Source organism: Buttiauxella cochleicola (genome assembly GCF_021282435.1).
GTDB lineage: Bacteria > Pseudomonadota > Gammaproteobacteria > Enterobacterales > Enterobacteriaceae > Buttiauxella > Buttiauxella massiliensis.
The window spans coordinates 188,232-203,590 of record NZ_JAJSOT010000007.1 but is presented as its reverse complement, the minus strand read 5'-3'; the positions used below and the strand labels follow the sequence as shown (position 1 = coordinate 203,590).

General features: G+C 50.1%; 17 protein-coding genes. All 17 read left to right on the top strand.

The window, feature by feature from the left end; all coding sequences use genetic code 11:
* Positions 1–10: 10 nt before the first annotated feature.
* The 17 genes from LVQ77_RS17030 (at position 11) to LVQ77_RS16950 (ending at position 15,357) form a co-directional block, all read left to right on the top strand.
* Positions 11–712, top strand: coding sequence for a hypothetical protein (locus tag LVQ77_RS17030; RefSeq protein ID WP_232905061.1), 702 nt, complete (start codon positions 11–13; stop codon positions 710–712).
* A 3-nt stretch (positions 713–715) separates the two neighbouring features.
* A complete protein-coding gene (locus tag LVQ77_RS17025; protein WP_232905060.1) occupies positions 716–1,708 on the top strand; it encodes a major capsid protein in 993 nt (330 codons plus the stop codon).
* A gap of 53 nt (positions 1,709–1,761) precedes the next feature.
* Positions 1,762–2,136, top strand: a complete 375-nt coding sequence (locus LVQ77_RS17020) for a hypothetical protein (RefSeq protein ID WP_232905059.1) — start codon at positions 1,762–1,764, stop codon at positions 2,134–2,136.
* An 18-nt stretch (positions 2,137–2,154) separates the two neighbouring features.
* Complete coding sequence (locus LVQ77_RS17015) at positions 2,155–2,646, top strand: DnaT-like ssDNA-binding protein (RefSeq protein WP_232905058.1); 492 nt, start codon at positions 2,155–2,157, stop codon at positions 2,644–2,646.
* Positions 2,643–3,029, top strand: coding sequence for a hypothetical protein (locus LVQ77_RS17010; RefSeq protein WP_232905057.1), 387 nt, complete (start codon positions 2,643–2,645; stop codon positions 3,027–3,029). Before LVQ77_RS17015 ends, LVQ77_RS17010 begins: the two co-directional genes overlap by 4 nt.
* Positions 3,029–3,436 carry a hypothetical protein gene (locus tag LVQ77_RS17005; protein ID WP_232905056.1) on the top strand — a complete coding sequence of 136 codons (408 nt, stop codon included), beginning with the start codon at positions 3,029–3,031 and terminating at the stop codon, positions 3,434–3,436. Before LVQ77_RS17010 ends, LVQ77_RS17005 begins: the two co-directional genes overlap by 1 nt.
* Positions 3,437–3,441: 5 nt before the next feature.
* Positions 3,442–3,861 carry a phage tail terminator-like protein gene (locus LVQ77_RS17000; protein ID WP_232905055.1) on the top strand — a complete coding sequence of 140 codons (420 nt, stop codon included), beginning with the start codon at positions 3,442–3,444 and terminating at the stop codon, positions 3,859–3,861.
* 2 nt (positions 3,862–3,863) lie between these two features.
* Entirely contained in the window at positions 3,864–5,096 is a 1,233-nt protein-coding gene (locus LVQ77_RS16995; RefSeq protein WP_232905054.1) for a phage tail tube protein, read from the top strand.
* A gap of 44 nt (positions 5,097–5,140) precedes the next feature.
* Complete coding sequence (locus tag LVQ77_RS16990) at positions 5,141–5,524, top strand: hypothetical protein (protein ID WP_232905053.1); 384 nt, start codon at positions 5,141–5,143, stop codon at positions 5,522–5,524.
* Positions 5,524–5,832 carry a phage tail assembly chaperone gene (locus LVQ77_RS22495; RefSeq protein ID WP_503489114.1) on the top strand — a complete coding sequence of 103 codons (309 nt, stop codon included), beginning with the start codon at positions 5,524–5,526 and terminating at the stop codon, positions 5,830–5,832. The genes LVQ77_RS16990 and LVQ77_RS22495 overlap by 1 nt, the downstream gene beginning before the upstream one ends.
* Positions 5,822–8,377: a tape measure protein gene (locus LVQ77_RS16980; protein WP_232905051.1), complete on the top strand. Its 2,556-nt coding sequence runs from the start codon at positions 5,822–5,824 to the stop codon at positions 8,375–8,377. The genes LVQ77_RS22495 and LVQ77_RS16980 overlap by 11 nt, the downstream gene beginning before the upstream one ends.
* A 68-nt stretch (positions 8,378–8,445) precedes the next feature.
* Positions 8,446–9,279, top strand: coding sequence for a DUF6694 family lipoprotein (locus LVQ77_RS16975; protein WP_232905050.1), 834 nt, complete (start codon positions 8,446–8,448; stop codon positions 9,277–9,279).
* A 151-nt stretch (positions 9,280–9,430) separates the two neighbouring features.
* On the top strand, positions 9,431–10,024 hold the full coding sequence (locus LVQ77_RS16970) for a hypothetical protein (RefSeq protein WP_232905049.1): 594 nt from the start codon (positions 9,431–9,433) through the stop codon (positions 10,022–10,024).
* Positions 10,024–10,608: a hypothetical protein gene (locus tag LVQ77_RS16965; protein ID WP_232905048.1), complete on the top strand. Its 585-nt coding sequence runs from the start codon at positions 10,024–10,026 to the stop codon at positions 10,606–10,608. Before LVQ77_RS16970 ends, LVQ77_RS16965 begins: the two co-directional genes overlap by 1 nt.
* A 5-nt stretch (positions 10,609–10,613) precedes the next feature.
* Positions 10,614–11,024, top strand: a complete 411-nt coding sequence (locus LVQ77_RS16960) for a DUF6950 family protein (RefSeq protein ID WP_232905047.1) — start codon at positions 10,614–10,616, stop codon at positions 11,022–11,024.
* The gene (locus LVQ77_RS16955; RefSeq protein WP_232905046.1) at positions 11,009–14,383 is read left to right on the top strand and encodes a phage tail protein; all 3,375 of its coding nucleotides are present in this window, start codon (positions 11,009–11,011) and stop codon (positions 14,381–14,383) included. Before LVQ77_RS16960 ends, LVQ77_RS16955 begins: the two co-directional genes overlap by 16 nt.
* The gene (locus tag LVQ77_RS16950; RefSeq protein ID WP_232905045.1) at positions 14,383–15,357 is read left to right on the top strand and encodes a DUF6453 family protein; all 975 of its coding nucleotides are present in this window, start codon (positions 14,383–14,385) and stop codon (positions 15,355–15,357) included. The genes LVQ77_RS16955 and LVQ77_RS16950 overlap by 1 nt, the downstream gene beginning before the upstream one ends.
* Positions 15,358–15,359: the final 2 nt, after the last annotated feature.

Here is a 15,359-nt window from a genome sequence, read left to right as displayed (position 1 = left end):
GCAGTGCCTGATGAAACTTAAAAAGAAATACACCAAACAGGATGACATTCCTGAGCAATACCGCGCCCTCTATTCAGAGAAAGACGGCGAATGGGTTGTTGATATTGATGGTGAAGAAGACACCTCTTCATTGTTGCGCGCCAAACAGCATGAAAAAGACCAGCGCAAGAAAGCCGAGCAACAGACACGCGAACTGCAGGCGAAAATTGACGAAATGCAGGATCAGATGGAAGACCTGCAAGCCGGTGGCGAGTCTCAAAAGCTTCAGCGTCAGGTTGAAAAGCTGACGAAGCAACTCACTGAGGCAACGGAAAAAGCGACTACTGGCGATGCTTCCTGGCGTAAGCGCTTTGAAAAACAGTTCCTTGAGACCACGGCTCAGAAACTGGCTGGCGAGCTGTCTGATAGCCCTGACCTGATGCTGCCACATATTCGTGGCGGCCTCGCCATGGACTTCGAAGGTGATGAGCCAGTTGTTCGCGTGAAGGACAGTGATGGCAGTTTCAGTGATGTATCGCTTGATGACTTCAAAAAAGGGTTCAACGACAACCCATCATTCGCGCCGTTGCTTCGTGGCAGCAGCGCATCGGGCGGCGGTGCCGACCCACAAAAAGGTGGAAGCGGCGGTAATCCGCTGAAGAAACCAGATTTCCTGACCGCATCAACTAAAGAGATTGCGGCGTGGGCAGCGGCTAACCAACCACAGGAGTAATTCATGCGCGCTGATTTAAAGGTATTCCATAACACTATCTATACCGTGATGACTGAGACACAGGATCAGGCCATCCAGAAGTTCAACCAAGCGACAAGTGGCGGGCTGGTGCTGACCTCATCCACCATCAACAAGGGTGATTTTGATGGCGAAGTATCATGGGCCAAAATTGCTAACCTGGTTCGTCGCCGTAACGCCTACGCTGATACTGCTCTGACAGCAGTCCAGTTGGCTCAGCTGGTCAGCTATTCCGTTAAGGTTGCCGCTGGTACGCCACCTGTAGTGATTGACCCGGGTATGCTCAAATGGATTAAAGCTTCCCAGGCTGAGGCAGGCGCCGTAATCGGTAAGCAGCTGGCTGAAGATAACCTCGCTGATATGCTCAACACGGGCATTGCGGCGTATGTGGCAGCGGTGGGGCAGAACACCAAAATGATGTTGGATGTTTCGGCGCTGACAAGCGGTCATAAATACATGACCCTCCAGAACCTTAACTCTGGTGCGGCGTTGTTTGGCGACCGCTCGCAGGATATCCGCTGCTGGTTAATGCATTCAAAATCGCTTTATGACATCTACTCCACCGCGTTGGATAACACCAATCAGCTCTTCTCTTTCGGTACCGTAAAGGTTATGTCTGATGGCTTCGGTCGACCGCTGGTTATCACTGACTCCCCTAATCTGATGGTTGCAGCGGGCTCTGACCCTAGCACTGACCCAGCTAAATATTTCACGCTGGGCCTGAATAACGGGGCAGTCATTGTTGAGCAGAACAACGATGAGTTTACCGATAACACGGAAACCAAAAACGGTAATGAGAACATTCAGGCAACGTATCAGGCCGAATGGACTTACAACCTCGGCATCCGTGGTCACACCTGGGACATCACTAGTGGTGGCAAGTCTCCTACCACGGCGGCGCTGGCTACCGGCACCAACTGGGATAAAACCTGCACCTACGATAAAGACGGTCCAGGTATCCTGATTAAGTCGCTGTAATTAACAGGGGAGGCTCGAGCCTCCCTTAGTTTTTCTAACCATGGAGGCATTCAATGTCTGTTAAGAAAACGCTGGTTTGGGTTCCCTCGCATTTTGTGAAGCAGGAGCTACGAGAGCTGGCCGAGAATCACGCAGGAATGACCTTCCGCAATGCTTTATTTGCGGGTGAGGGTACTGAGACTGATGTGAAAAATGTCGCCGGTATTATCCCAAAAGGATATGAACATTATCCTGTTCATCCTGATCAGGATGAGATTATGCGGATGATTAATGGCGAACCTCAGTCAGTGGCTAAAGCCGGTTCAGGTAGCAGCGTGGCAAAAGAAATTGAGCCGTCTATTATCGCTGATAAGCCAGAGCCAGAGCCAGAGCCAGAGCCAGAGCCAGAGATGCCAGCAGGCGTGACAAAGCGCACACGCGTCAATTAACCGTAACGGAGTCGAACGATGGCATTAATCATTGAGACCGGCTCCGGTGTTCCCGGCGCGGACAGCTACGCAAGTGTGTCAGAGTTAAAAGCTTATGCGGACGCGCGCGGTGAATCCTTACCTGTTGATGACCAGTCTATCGAGGTGTTGCTCAATCAGGCCATGGATTGCCTGCAATACAGCTATGAGTATCGGGGAGCCAGAACATTCCCTGATGCACTATTGCAGTGGCCACGCTCGGGGTTAAAGGGGATTGATGAAAATCAGATCCCTCCTGAGGTTAAATTCGCGCAGATGAAACTGGCCTGCATTGCTTTCACTGAGGACATTTCCAGCTCAACCTCGACCGCGCAAACAACGCGGGAAAAGGTGGATGTGATTGAAATTGAATACTCGGACCAGGGCAGCAGCGGCATGTTTGTCTCGCCAATGGTGGATAACATGTTGCGCCGGTTTGTTTATGACAGCAGTGTCGGGCTATTGCAGCAGGCGCGAGTGGAGCGGGCATGAACTACATCCGATTGCAGGGACGGGTTAATGCCATTATCCGCAAGGCAGCCAATGATCTGAAACTCACCTTTCGCCGCAAAACACCCTCAAGCGATCCCCTGGCTGAGACCCCTGAAACCATTATCACGCAGGAGCTTTACGCCGTTTTCCTTGGCGCTGGCTACAAAGGACTGGTGGAATCCATTTTGCAGGCTGTCGGGCAGACTGCGACCGAAAAGAGTGACGCGAAGCTGCTTATTTCTCCTGTAGGCGTTCAGTGGGACCTGAAATCAGGTGACGAAGTGCAGGTTGATGGTAAATGGCTGGGTTTGGGTGATGTCGATCGTGTTCGGCCTGACCTGAAAACCACAGTGCTTATCAAAGCCAATATCCGGAGCATGTAATGTCCTTTGCTGATGAACTTTTAGCGGCGCAAATGCGCATTGAAAACGCTCTCGAGCGCACGCGTGTTTTACTCATTCAGCGGTTGTATCGGGATATTATTTTCGACACCCCGGTACTGGATGGCACTCTGCGTGGCAGTTGGCGAACAAGCACGGATAGACCGTCTGAAGACCAGTCGCCTGTTACCGACCCTGCTGGCGTGGGCACCACTCGCGCAATGGAAGTTGTGGTGAATGGTTCAACATGGGGCGTCGATGTATGCCTGGTGAATAATATTCCTTACGCCTATCGCATTGAGTTTCTCGGATGGTCAGCTGTCAAAGCGCCTCAAGGCATGGTTCGTCGCAACGTTCTGCGTGTGCAGGATATTTTGCAATCCGTTCAACGGCAGGTTAACCGGAGATAACACTCATGGGCGACCCGGTAGAGAATATCCAGGCCGCATTAATCAAATCTTACCAGGCAACAGGCCTCACTTCAGACGACCTCACTGGTTGGCCTAATCACAAATTCTCACCCCCCAATGCACAATTCCATGCTTATTTTTCCATTGATTATGGTGACATCGGTGTGCGTTCGCTCGGGGCTGGTGGAACGGATGGCACTGAAGGGTTTGCGCAGGTACTGCTCTGTTATCCGCTTGGTTCTGGAACGGTTCAGACCACCAGAGATATCGCTACATTGCGCCAGGCATACCGTGCTGGCACACGTCTGGAGTCGGGTGGTACCTGGCTTACTATCCGGTCCTGCTCACCATCTCCCGGTGTACCTGACGGTGAGTACTACGTGGTGCCAGTGACTATTCGTTGGTTTTCACGCTTTGAGAGGTAATTATGTCCAGTGGTGCTATGCACGCGCTGTATCTCGTTCCTGAAACGAACTATGGGGAAATTCCGGCGGCCCCAGCCTTTGATCTGGTTCGCCAGACAGGGGTGACGATTGGCTTGTCAAAGGACACGCTGCAATCAGCAGAGTTACGTCCTGATCGCCAAATCACATCTATCCGTCACGGCACGCGCCGCATTGGCGGTGATATTAACTTCGAGCTCTCCTACGGTTCGCAAGATGCGTTACTCGAGGCGGTATTGTGTGGCACCTGGACCGGGAATGTCCTGAAGGCTGGCGTAGCGCGCAAATCATTTACTGCCTTGCGTCATTTTTCTGACTTAACTGACGTGCCGTACTGGACCTATCTCGGCGTGGAGATGAATACGCTCCAGCTGACGATGGGCGCCAATGCCATTGTTAAAGGCACTTTTGGAACAATCGGACAGGATCAGCCTTTATCGACTGCGGCAGAGCCAACTGGTGCAACCCTGGGTGTGGCCACTGAAGCGCAGGTGATGGACTCATTTACCGGGGCGATGAGTATTGCTGGCAAACAGCTGGCGCTCACTACGGAAATCACTCTGAGCCTTACTAATGGAATGGATACACGTTTTGTCATTGGCTCAGATAAAACGCTGCGACCGACACTGAAGCGCTCAACGTTGACAGGACAAGTGACGGCATATTTTGAGTCTGGCGAGCTGGTAAATGAGTTTATCCGTGAAGGAGATGTTTCCCTGACGTTTACGGTGTCCGATCCGGAGGGAAATCAATATCAGTTCAGTCTGCCGAAGATTAAGTTCACTGGTGGTCAGCCTGATGTTACCGGCGAGGATGATATTATGCTGACCATGCCGTTTACAGCGCAGTATGACAAAACGCTGGATTCTCAAATTTCTATTACTCGCATCCCTAAAGCCCCTGAACTGACGAGCTACAGCTTTGCTCTGGATGGCTCCAGTAACGGCGCCACCGTAACCGGCACAGCGCCAACGCAGACAGTAACCGTTGCCAATAAATCCACTACACCTACCACAACGCTAACTATTTCCGCTAAGCCTCCAGGTGCGTCTCTTGGGGCTCCTGCCATTAAGACCGCTCCGGCAGCTGCGACCGCCACAGCAACTATTTCAGGTGGGAAACTGGTCGTCACCAATAAGGCCGCAGGGACAACCACTATTGTTCTGACTGATGGCGCAGGCCACGACACAACCCTCAACTACACCATCACTGCATAACCCAATGGCGATCACTTGATCGCCTTTACTTACAGGAGTTTGCTATGTCACAAGCTATGTCTTCATTCTTTACCCGCGAAAATGCTGAGCGCGGCATCAAAGTCCCTCTGGCCCTCCCGAACGGAGAGAAAACCGAACATTATCTGATGATTCGTGGTGTTGATTCCGTCGAGTTTCAGCGCGCCGATCAAGAAATGCGCCGCCAGGTCCGCGAAACGCTGTTACTGCCAGAGAAAGAACAGCAGCCAGCACAGGAAAAGCTGGTTCGCGAATTGCAGGCATCGTTGGTTATTAGCTGGAGCTTCGAGGAGCCGTGCACAATTGAGTCGGTCAGTAACTTCTTTTACGAAGCACCGCACATTGGTAGTGCAGTTGACAGGGCTGCAAGCAACCGAAAGCTGTTCATGACCGGGACAGCGGGCGATTAATCGAATTCGCCACGGCGGAGTTTAAGCTTTGCCGCAAGCCCAAAGGCTCCACCACAACCTACCGCGAACACTACGAACACATCTGGAAATCTACGGGGCGAAAGCCAAAGTCGCTGGATTTCCCTCCTTGTCCTGATTCGTTGCTCTATCTCTGGAATGCCTGGCTTCGCCTGGTCAATGATAGCTGGCTGACATACCAGGAGATTAAAGCGTACTGCGAATTGACGGGGCTGGTATTCACCCCGGGTGAAGTAGAACAAATCCGCACGCTCGACCGCCTTTACTGGAGAACCCTGAATGACAACTGAAACCGCGCGCCTTCTGGTCGTGGCATCGTCTACTGGTCTGGATAAGCTAAATAAAGAGTTATCTGGCGTGCAGAAAGGCGGATCTTCAGCAGAGAAAGCCACGAATGGGCTGCTGAGCGTCATCAAGGGTTTTGCAGCGCCTGTACTGGCTGCGGTATCAGCAACAGCCGCTTTGAATGAAGTGATTAATGTTACCCGTGAGTTTGAAAGTCTGCGGGCCTCACTGGAGGTGGCCACAGGTTCGGCACAGAATGCCAGCCAGGCCTTTGGGCTCATTCAGCAGTTTGCAGCAACTACGCCGTATTCGTTGCAGGAGTCGACGCAGGCGTTCATCAATCTGGTTAACCTTGGTCTTAACCCATCTGAAGAGGCGATGCGCTCCTACGGCAATACAGCTTCTTCTCTGGGGAAATCCCTGGATGATATGGTCCAGGCAGTGGCTGATGCGGCAACAGGGGAGTTTGAACGTCTAAAAGAGTTTGGTATTAAAACCAAAAGCAATGGCGATACCATTTCTTTCACCTTCCGTGGTGTGACGGAAACGGTAAAAAACAGCTCTGCTGAAATCCAGCGATATCTTCAGGACCTGGGCAATAACGACTTTGCCGGCGCAATGGATAAGCAATCACAGACCCTGAATGGCGTGATTTCCAACCTCGGGGATAACTGGAATCAGCTGGTAATGAGTTTCAGCCAGTCCGGTCCTGGCGATATCGTTAAGGAGACTCTTCAGGCTATCAGCGACGGGGTGCAGGACGTCAATAGCACCTTCACCAACGGAAACGTTGATACTGTTTTGCATAGCTGGGAAGGTTCATTAAACGGAATTGAGCAGCAACTGGATGACATCTTTGGCGCGGGTACGATTGAGAAGTGGGCCGAGGAAGGCGTGCAACTTGTGGCTACCATGGTTCGCAACCAGGTGGAAAGCCTCTTGCTACTACCAGCCACAATTGAGGATTTCATTGCTGAGGCAAAGGCCGACTTAATTTACTTCGGTCAGTTGGGTGAATATTACGCGCTTGAGTTCTATCACTCGATTGCTGACCGGGTAAATCTTCTGATCTCTATACTGGCTGAGTTCGGTAATCAGGTTAAAAATGCAGCCAGCTTAAAGGGCTTTGATGCCGGTGCAATTGCCAGCATTTTTGACGAGCAAACAACGGCAATACAGAAAAACTCAAAAGCGCGCGAAGAGAACCTGCAGAAGAATAAAGACCAGCATGAATACAATAAAACGCTGGCGGTTCTGACATATCAAACTCGTAAAAATGATATTGATAGTGCGTTGGATAATAATCCTCTGCTCAGCCCTGAAGATACCTCCGCTAAAGGAGGATTGGGGCAATATGGCAAGCAGGGAGACGCTGAAGCTATAAATGGTAAGTCTGGTGGCAAAAAGAAAGCGGGTGGCCTGACTGCCGATTCCTGGGAGAACTATTACCAGAACATATTGCAGGCGGGATCTGATACTTTCGACCAGCTCGGACTCAAAGAGCAGGAGGAAATCGACAAGGTTGGTAAATACCTGAAAGCGGGTGTTGCTTCGACAGAAGAAGCGCAGAAAGCCATCACGATGATCCACGAGAACTACGCTAAAAAGCGTGAGGATATCGCGGAGAAATACGACCCGATGCGCGCAGCTACTGACAAGTTGCGCGATGGCATGGTGGAGATTCAGGCGCTTGAGGAATCCGGGGAACTGGATCACAAGGCAGTGCTGGATGCTCGCTCGAAACTTGATGAGGATTATTTTAAATCCCGCGTTGAGATAGCGAAGGATAATGCCGTTTCCTACGCTGATGCTATGCGTGGGGAGTATGACCCTGTGCAGGCCGCTCAGAATGAGTATGACACTCAACTTGCACAGCTTCAGGCATATCATGAGGCTGGATTCGCAACAGAACAGGATTTTGCTGATAAGCGGCATGCGCTTTATACCACGTTGCTTCAGAAGCAGTCGGAATCACAAAATAAAGAAGTCCTAAGTTACTCTCAGAGTGCGTCCACAATAGCGGGTTCAATGGCAGATACGTTGGCTGCAATTGGCGAGCGGGGCAGTGGTGCATATAAAGTAATGTTTGCTGCATCAAAGGCTTTTGGAATCGCGCAAGCAACCCTTAATCTTTCAACCGCTATATCTCAGGTCATGGCTGATCCCACGGCCACAAATCCGATGTTGAAATTTGCAAACATGGCAGCAGTTGCAGCCGCTGGTGCGTCGCTGATTTCTCAGGTATCGGCTGTCGGCATGGCTCATGATGGTATCGACAACGTCCCTAAAGAAGGAACGTGGCTGCTGGATAGAGGGGAGCGAGTGGTTGACCGACGCACTAACGCCGATTTAAAAGATTTTCTGGCAAACGGGGGTAATAGTGGCAGTCAGCCTGTTCAGATAACTCAACATTTCACGATTAGCGGAAGCGGCGATAAACAGCTTGAATCGATGCTGCAACAGGCGGCGCAACAAGGGGCTAAGGAGGGTTATCAAATGGTTATTCAGGATTTCGCAACCAATGGGCAAGCTCGCAAAATGGTGCGATAGATCATGCTATAGACAATTAATATTGTTATCATTCAACTGATTACTTACTTTTGGGGTGCTTAGGCATAATGAAAAAATTAATTGTTATTGGATTGTGTGTTTTTGTTTTAGCCGGGTGTGACAAGCCTAAGATTGATGCTAGTTCTGAAGAAGCTATTAAGACATCAATTTCTAAAATAAAAGACTCTTTACCAGAGGATCAGAAGGAGCGATTCTCTGATTCTGCGGCGTTAGTTATTACTAGTCATTTTAATATTGCTGACTTAATGAAAGATGCTTTTTCCGGTAAGAGTAGTGCTGATATTAAAGTTTTGGCAGAAACTAAAAAACAAGAAGCATTTAAATCACTAGATGGAAAAACCGCAGATGATATTATTGCCGAGGCTGATAAAATTCGAGCCGAACGTGCGGTTAAAGAAAAAGAACAGGCTTTACAAGAGATTTCTGATTTGAAATCGGCTAAAGAAAAATCACTATCCGACAAAAATGCCTTGAAATCATTTGCTGTAACTAAATCAAGATTTTATCTTCAACCTGAAGAATATGGCGACCCTAAGCCCGTTATAGATATTAATGTGGCAAATAATACTGGTAAAGCAATCTCACGTGCCTATTTCAGAGGGACGATAGCTACCCCTGGAAGATCCGTTCCGTGGTTAGTGAAAGAATTCAATTATCAGATTTCCGGAGGGTTAGAACCGGGCGAAAAAGCTGATTGGAGTTTGGCACCTAATCGTTTTAGTGAATGGGGAAAGGTTGAAGCACCGGCAGATGCTGTTTTTACGGTTGAAGTTATGCGTCTAGATGGGGCTGATGGTAATCCATTGTTTGATAGCTCGCAATTTACGGACGAAATGCAAAAGAGACTAGAAAATTTAGAAAAGTCTTTTCAAACGAAATGATTAATAAAATCGCCTAAAGCTTTATCGAATTTTAACTCCATCCCAAGCGCATTCTATTAGCTTTGCGGATTAAATTAATCATATTGAAACTGGCTTTTAATCATTCTTTTTTAAGCCTCGACTTATGTCGGGGCTTTTTTACAGGTGAATTATGGCAACAGTACAATGGCCTGCGGTACTGCGGCCGTCCTCAATGAATCTTACCCTCCGCTCCAAAACAGCCAGTTTCGAAAGCCCTTTCAGCGGTACAACGCAAATAGTCACGTATCCTGGTACGCGCTGGGCTATGGACATGCGCTTCGAAAATCTGCCACCTGATGAAATCCGTGAGATGAGCGTGTTTCTCGCACAGATGGATGGCCCTGGTGGCCGCGTGGTGCTGGGAGATATGAGCCAGCCGCAATCTGCACCGAATGGTAATCCAGTTACTGGTATCGACACGGGGAATCTTGTTGCGGTCAACTCAACTGGCTGGGTTGCTAGTTCACTGGTTCTGAAGCGCGGTCAGTATGTTTCGATAAGTAATCAGCTTCGCCTGGTAACAGCTGATGTGACTTCGGATGGCAACGGTGCGGCACAAATCTCCCTGGCTCCCATGCTACGTAGCAAGCCGCAAGCTGGTACTCATATTGAAGTTCAGAACCCAACAGGCGTTTTCCGTCTAGATAAAGATGAGAACGGAGGTTCTCGTGATCCGGGATTAACCGGCAGTTTTACCATTAATCTTGTGGAGGCGTTTTTCTGATGCTCTATTCTCCATTTTCTGACGCGATGGTTCAGGCGCTTGAACGTGAATCAGTAATTATCTGTATGGCCTGTGAGATAGATTTCGAGTCCGGTACCACTCGGGTTCATTCTGGGGCTGGAGAGCTGGTTCTGAGCGGCTATGTTTATCTGGGGGTGGGTTCTCTGGGTAAATGCGGCTCAGTAAGTGAAGCCAGTGATATCAGCCCTTCGCAGATGAACCTCTCATTATCAGGGCTGGATACGGCGTTGTTAACGCAAACGCTCAATGAACCATGCGTGGATCGTCCAGTTCGCACCTATCTTGTAGCAATTGCTGATGATGGCAATCCACTGGCGATTGATTTACTACATGAAGGATTTATCTCCAGTTCGTCGGCAGTAGCCGGTAAAACCTGCGGAATCAGTTACACCGTCTCCAATATCTTTGAAAAGTGGCAAGAAGGCCGTTCAGACAGATTCACTGACGAAAGCCAGCGCGCACTTTACCAGGATGATCGTTTCTTCCGTTATGTCGCCCAAATGTCTGAACGCTCCATCTACTGGGGCAGCAAAAAAGACGCACCTCCATTCAACTACGCGTAAACCAAATGAAAAAACAACACTGGCAACAGGCTCTGGTGACAACCATGCAGAGCCTCGAAGGCGCGCGCTTCAAATGGGGCGTAAACGACTGCTGCACGCTAGTTGCTGACGCTATGGATGCTCAATATGGGTCCAGTTTGCGGCAGCAACTCGACTATAGAGGTGAGCGCGGTGCAACTGAGTTTATTCAACAACGAGGCGGAGATATTGCCGCTTGTCTAAGCCATTACCTGATCGAAAAAAATCCAGCTTTTGTACAACGCGGAGACGCAGTGACATTCGAAGGTGAAAACGGAATGACAGCGGGTATTTATTGGGTTGTTGGAGTATGGGCGACCTCTCCTGAGGGGGCTCGTCTGTTTTCCGATGTCAAAATAACGGGTGCATGGGGAGGTCCACGATGCCACCAGCAATAATTCCTGCAGCAATTGCTATTGCTGCATCAGCAGCAGCTGCGGCTGGATATGTGGCTCTTGCAGTTGCGCTGACCATCGCGTCTGTTGTTGCTTCGATGGCGTTGAAACCCAAAACCCCGGGCTATGGGACGTTTCGGGATGCCGCAGAGCGTAAACAGGTTTTAAGGGCAAGTGCTGCCAGCAGAAACATCGTCTATGGACGAACAGTATCATCAGGCGTCCTTATTTTTGCTGAAGAGCAGGCTGGTGATCAGGTTAAAGGCGAGTGGATGCATATGGTGCTGGCGTTGGCTGGTCATCCTTTGCATGCGGTGACAAAAGTTATGCTCGCAGACGATGCGGTTGGCAACTATGGAAACCTGGTAACTTATGAAATTCACAACAGCCGCACAGACGCTGATCCGTTCCTGAAAGAAAACTGCCCATCATGGAAGGAAGACATGATCGGGCGAGGCATTTCATTTTGCCGTATTTCGCTTAAATTTGACGCTGAAAAATTCCCTTCAGGCCTGCCGAACATTAAGTTCCACAAAGAAGGTAAGGAGGTCTTTGACCCACGAGATAGCCTGGTAAAGTTTACTGATAACGCCGCCCTGGTGATTCTTGATTATTATCGAACTGTCCTGAATGTTCCTGATTCCGCAATTGATATGGAGCAGTACAAGGTTGCAGCCAATATCTGTGATGAGCCCGTTAAGAGCGTTGATAATAGCTATTCGAATCGATACACCATTAATGGTGAATTCGATCTGGAAGAGCAGCCAGCCAAAGTCCTGGAGGATATGTGTCAGGCATGCGGTGGTGAGCTGAGCTATATCGGCGGCCGCCACGGGCTGCTGGTAGGCGCTTATTATGGACCGGCCACAATGACGCTGGATGAGTCGTGTATTGCTGGTGATATTAAGATCGTCCCAGAGACGTCTCACAAGGAAAAGGTTAATACTATCAATGGTACTTATATTGATGTGGACCAGGGATTTGTAGAGACTGACTTTCCTGAGGTTAGCTATGACGCATGGGTAACAAAGGATGGAAAGAAGCTAAAACAGGACTTTAAATTCCGCTTTGTGAACAATCCATATACTGCGCAACGTCTGGCTCACATTGTTGTGAACCGTAAACGACTGGGGCGCACAATGGAAGTGCCAGTCAATTTCCGGGGGTATAAATTCAGACCTGGTCGATATGCAAAAGTAAGCATCGCATCCCTGGGAATAAACAATGTGGAGTTCCGAGTAGTTAAGTGGGATTTCGACCCTCAAAGCGGCATCACACTCACACTCCGTGAAGAAACTCAGGATATGTATGGTGATGCGGTCGGCGTGGTCGTTGAGTCGCCACCCCTGACCGGGCTTCAGCCGGGCGGAGTTGCCCAGCCGCAGAATCTGCATTATGACGTTGAAGAGATAGGGCAGGTAATCCAGGGTAATCTTGTCTGGACCAATATTGGCAATATTGCCTACAACCGGGTGATTATTCGGCAGAATGGCCAGATAGTCTTTTCAGTGCAAACGCCTGGCAATTCCTGCCGGTTGTCTGGTCTGTTGCGCGGTACTTATACGGCGCATGTTATTGCAGTAAGTTACCTCGGCGCTTACTCACCAGAGGCTTATCTCGAGTTCTCCATTCAAGCGCCACCACCACCTTCAAGCGTTGAAATTCAGAATGGTTTTTTTGCCATCACGCTGCTTCCTAAATTGCCCGCAGTTATAAACGTCAGCACACAATACGATTTCTGGACCTCAGGAGAAACAAGGCTGGCCGACGCGAGTGCTACAACGGTTGAGGCTCATGCAACTCGTGCGGGTATGGGGCAGTCATGGACGAGTCAGGGGCTTAAAAATGATCATCATTATTGGTGGTACGTTCGCACCATCAATGCATTTGGATCATCAAGTTTTTTAGAGGTGGACGGGCATTGCGTAGCCGATTCAGAGGGGTTAATGGATTTTATCGGTGACGCTATTCAAAACACCGACCTGTTCAAAGACCTGATTGAAAGCGCCGTCGACGGTAATCAGAAAGTCGCCGACATGGCCAGCGCCATCACCGAGAACGCAGACAAGCTTGCCGCAGCTGTGGGAGCAAATAAACAGACTGCAGAGTCCATCATTCACAACGCGCTGGCGATTGCGAATGTGGTGGTGAGCCAGTCGGCGCAAAACGGTGCGAACTCTGCGAAGTTCGAGCAACTGCGTGAAGTGATTGCGACTGAAACCGAGGCCCGCGTTACGGATGTTCGCCATCTTGAAGCGAAAATTGGTGAAAATGCGGACGGTACCGCGAAAAATACCGCGGATATCACGGAAGTGCGCCAGGTTATCGCAACGGAAACTGAAGCGCGCGCCACGGCGGTCGATAAAGTGTCTGCAGCAACGAAAGTGGCGTCAGACAAAGCCGATACGGCTGATGGTAAGGCAACAACAGCGGGCAATAAAGCGGATGCCGCAGGCAGGGTGGCGGCACAGAACACGGCTGATATCACGATTCTGGACCAGGCTGTCACGACGCTGGATAGCGCTACAGCATCGAGATTTGAAGAAGTAACGGCGGAGCTCGCTGACAAAACGGGTCAGGTCGGAACGATTAAAGGGGGCGTGCAGAATACGGCTATCGCACTCATCCAGAACACACTGGCGCAGGTCAATCTGAAGCAGACAATTACAGCACAGTACGGCAGTAGCATTGCAGCGATTCAGCGTATTGATGAAACGACTGCTAATGATCGTGAGGCAAATGCGCGGTCACTGTTGCGGCTGGAAAGTAAGGTCAATGGCAATGGTGCGAGCATCACTGGTCTCAGTCAGACCGTTGCGAATTATCAGCAGTCAACTGCGACCCAGGTTGCTGCGATTAACGCCTCAATCAATGGAGTGAGCGCAGGTGTCACAACGAATGCGCAGGCGCTTGCGAATATTGATGGCACTCTCAACGCGATGTACAGCATCAAGGTTGCAGTTGACTCAAACGGGCGGCAATACGCGGCTGGCATGGGCATTGGTGTTGAAAATACCCCTGCAGGCATGCAATCGCAGATACTCTTTCTGGCTGATCGTTTTGCCGTGATGTCGCAGGCGGGTGGGGCGGTGACATTGCCGTTTGTCATCGAAAACGGGCAAGCGTTTTTCAACGATGCATTCTTCAAAAATGCGAGTATTGATTTCGGTAAAATTACAAACTCGCTTCGATCAGATGGGTATCAGGCCGGAAAAGCAGGCTGGAATATCCCGAAGAATGGCCCTGCTGAATTTAATGACAGCCTGGTGATTAATGGCTCCGGGAATAAAATCAAAGTGGATGGTACCGGGCTGGATGTGAATGTCCCGGGGGTCGTTCGTATTCACGTGGGAGTCTGGTAATGGGCGCAGGCATACTGATTGATTATCTGGACGGGACCAGGCCGATAGAAGTCACCTCAGGGATGCAGGTGCCATCCTGGCTTGCGACGGTTACTGAAGAGCGCAAGGCGGGGAATCAGACCGTCGCACTGCCCGGCAGAATACCTGGAAGCTCAATAATGTTAATACCATCATCAACGGCGGTGGACTCTGGTGTTGGCATCGCCTATCTGACGGGCTTTGTAGACAAGGGTTCCTCTTTGACACTCCAGATGGCAAGCACTGTCGGGGATGATGTATCCAGAGTTACCACCAATGTGAGCATCTTTCAGCTTCCTCCGGAGGGTTCAACGGCTGGCTTGCTCCTTCAGGGGGGCGCTAATTTCACATTAATTACCACTGAGCAGGCTTGCTGTCGGGTTTTGTTCCAGGGGCGGATTACATTTAACGGCACCTGGACTATCCCTACCTATGAAGGAATCGACCCACATAAAGTAATCATCGCGGCGCACTGGACAGCGCCAGGCGTTGCGGTTGCCCGCTCATCCACGCGCGTTTATGTCACAGATCCGGATGTGCCGACGCTCACTGCATACGCAGAAGGAAAGCATGAGAATAGACAACCAAGGGATGTCACGCTGGATATCATCGTGTATGGGCCGGGTTTTCCTGAGGCGGGTAACGCAGGGATGGCTGTCTGGAATGCCCGTGGGCAATGTGTATTTTCAACAAATAAACGCCCCTTTATTGTGAAGGAGCGCTGGACGAAATCTCGGGACGCTACAAATGTAGATGGGATGATCGTATTGGATATGCCCGGATACTGGGTATGGAGACCAGGCGGAGGTGGTACCCAGTTCCAGAATATGGGTTATGTACGAAACGGTTTAAGCCTTTCGGTTCAGCCAGGAGAGGTGACAGGATTTGCATACGCCTACCCTGATAACAGTATCGTTTCACCGCTCCCAACCTTGATACTCCCCCCGCTGTATTAATC

Coding starts and splice junctions, on each gene's coding strand:
- LVQ77_RS16975 (WP_232905050.1), top strand. CDS start 8,446: ATGAAAAAATTAATTGTTATTGGATTGTGTGTTTTTGTTTTAGCCGGG.
- LVQ77_RS17005 (WP_232905056.1), top strand. CDS start 3,029: ATGTCCTTTGCTGATGAACTTTTAGCGGCGCAAATGCGCATTGAAAAC.
- LVQ77_RS17010 (WP_232905057.1), top strand. CDS start 2,643: ATGAACTACATCCGATTGCAGGGACGGGTTAATGCCATTATCCGCAAG.
- LVQ77_RS16955 (WP_232905046.1), top strand. CDS start 11,009: ATGCCACCAGCAATAATTCCTGCAGCAATTGCTATTGCTGCATCAGCA.
- LVQ77_RS16965 (WP_232905048.1), top strand. CDS start 10,024: ATGCTCTATTCTCCATTTTCTGACGCGATGGTTCAGGCGCTTGAACGT.
- LVQ77_RS17015 (WP_232905058.1), top strand. CDS start 2,155: ATGGCATTAATCATTGAGACCGGCTCCGGTGTTCCCGGCGCGGACAGC.
- LVQ77_RS16980 (WP_232905051.1), top strand. CDS start 5,822: ATGACAACTGAAACCGCGCGCCTTCTGGTCGTGGCATCGTCTACTGGT.
- LVQ77_RS16970 (WP_232905049.1), top strand. CDS start 9,431: ATGGCAACAGTACAATGGCCTGCGGTACTGCGGCCGTCCTCAATGAAT.
- LVQ77_RS16990 (WP_232905053.1), top strand. CDS start 5,141: ATGTCACAAGCTATGTCTTCATTCTTTACCCGCGAAAATGCTGAGCGC.
- LVQ77_RS17030 (WP_232905061.1), top strand. CDS start 11: ATGAAACTTAAAAAGAAATACACCAAACAGGATGACATTCCTGAGCAA.
- LVQ77_RS17000 (WP_232905055.1), top strand. CDS start 3,442: ATGGGCGACCCGGTAGAGAATATCCAGGCCGCATTAATCAAATCTTAC.
- LVQ77_RS17025 (WP_232905060.1), top strand. CDS start 716: ATGCGCGCTGATTTAAAGGTATTCCATAACACTATCTATACCGTGATG.
- LVQ77_RS17020 (WP_232905059.1), top strand. CDS start 1,762: ATGTCTGTTAAGAAAACGCTGGTTTGGGTTCCCTCGCATTTTGTGAAG.
- LVQ77_RS16995 (WP_232905054.1), top strand. CDS start 3,864: ATGTCCAGTGGTGCTATGCACGCGCTGTATCTCGTTCCTGAAACGAAC.
- LVQ77_RS16950 (WP_232905045.1), top strand. CDS start 14,383: ATGGGCGCAGGCATACTGATTGATTATCTGGACGGGACCAGGCCGATA.
- LVQ77_RS16960 (WP_232905047.1), top strand. CDS start 10,614: ATGAAAAAACAACACTGGCAACAGGCTCTGGTGACAACCATGCAGAGC.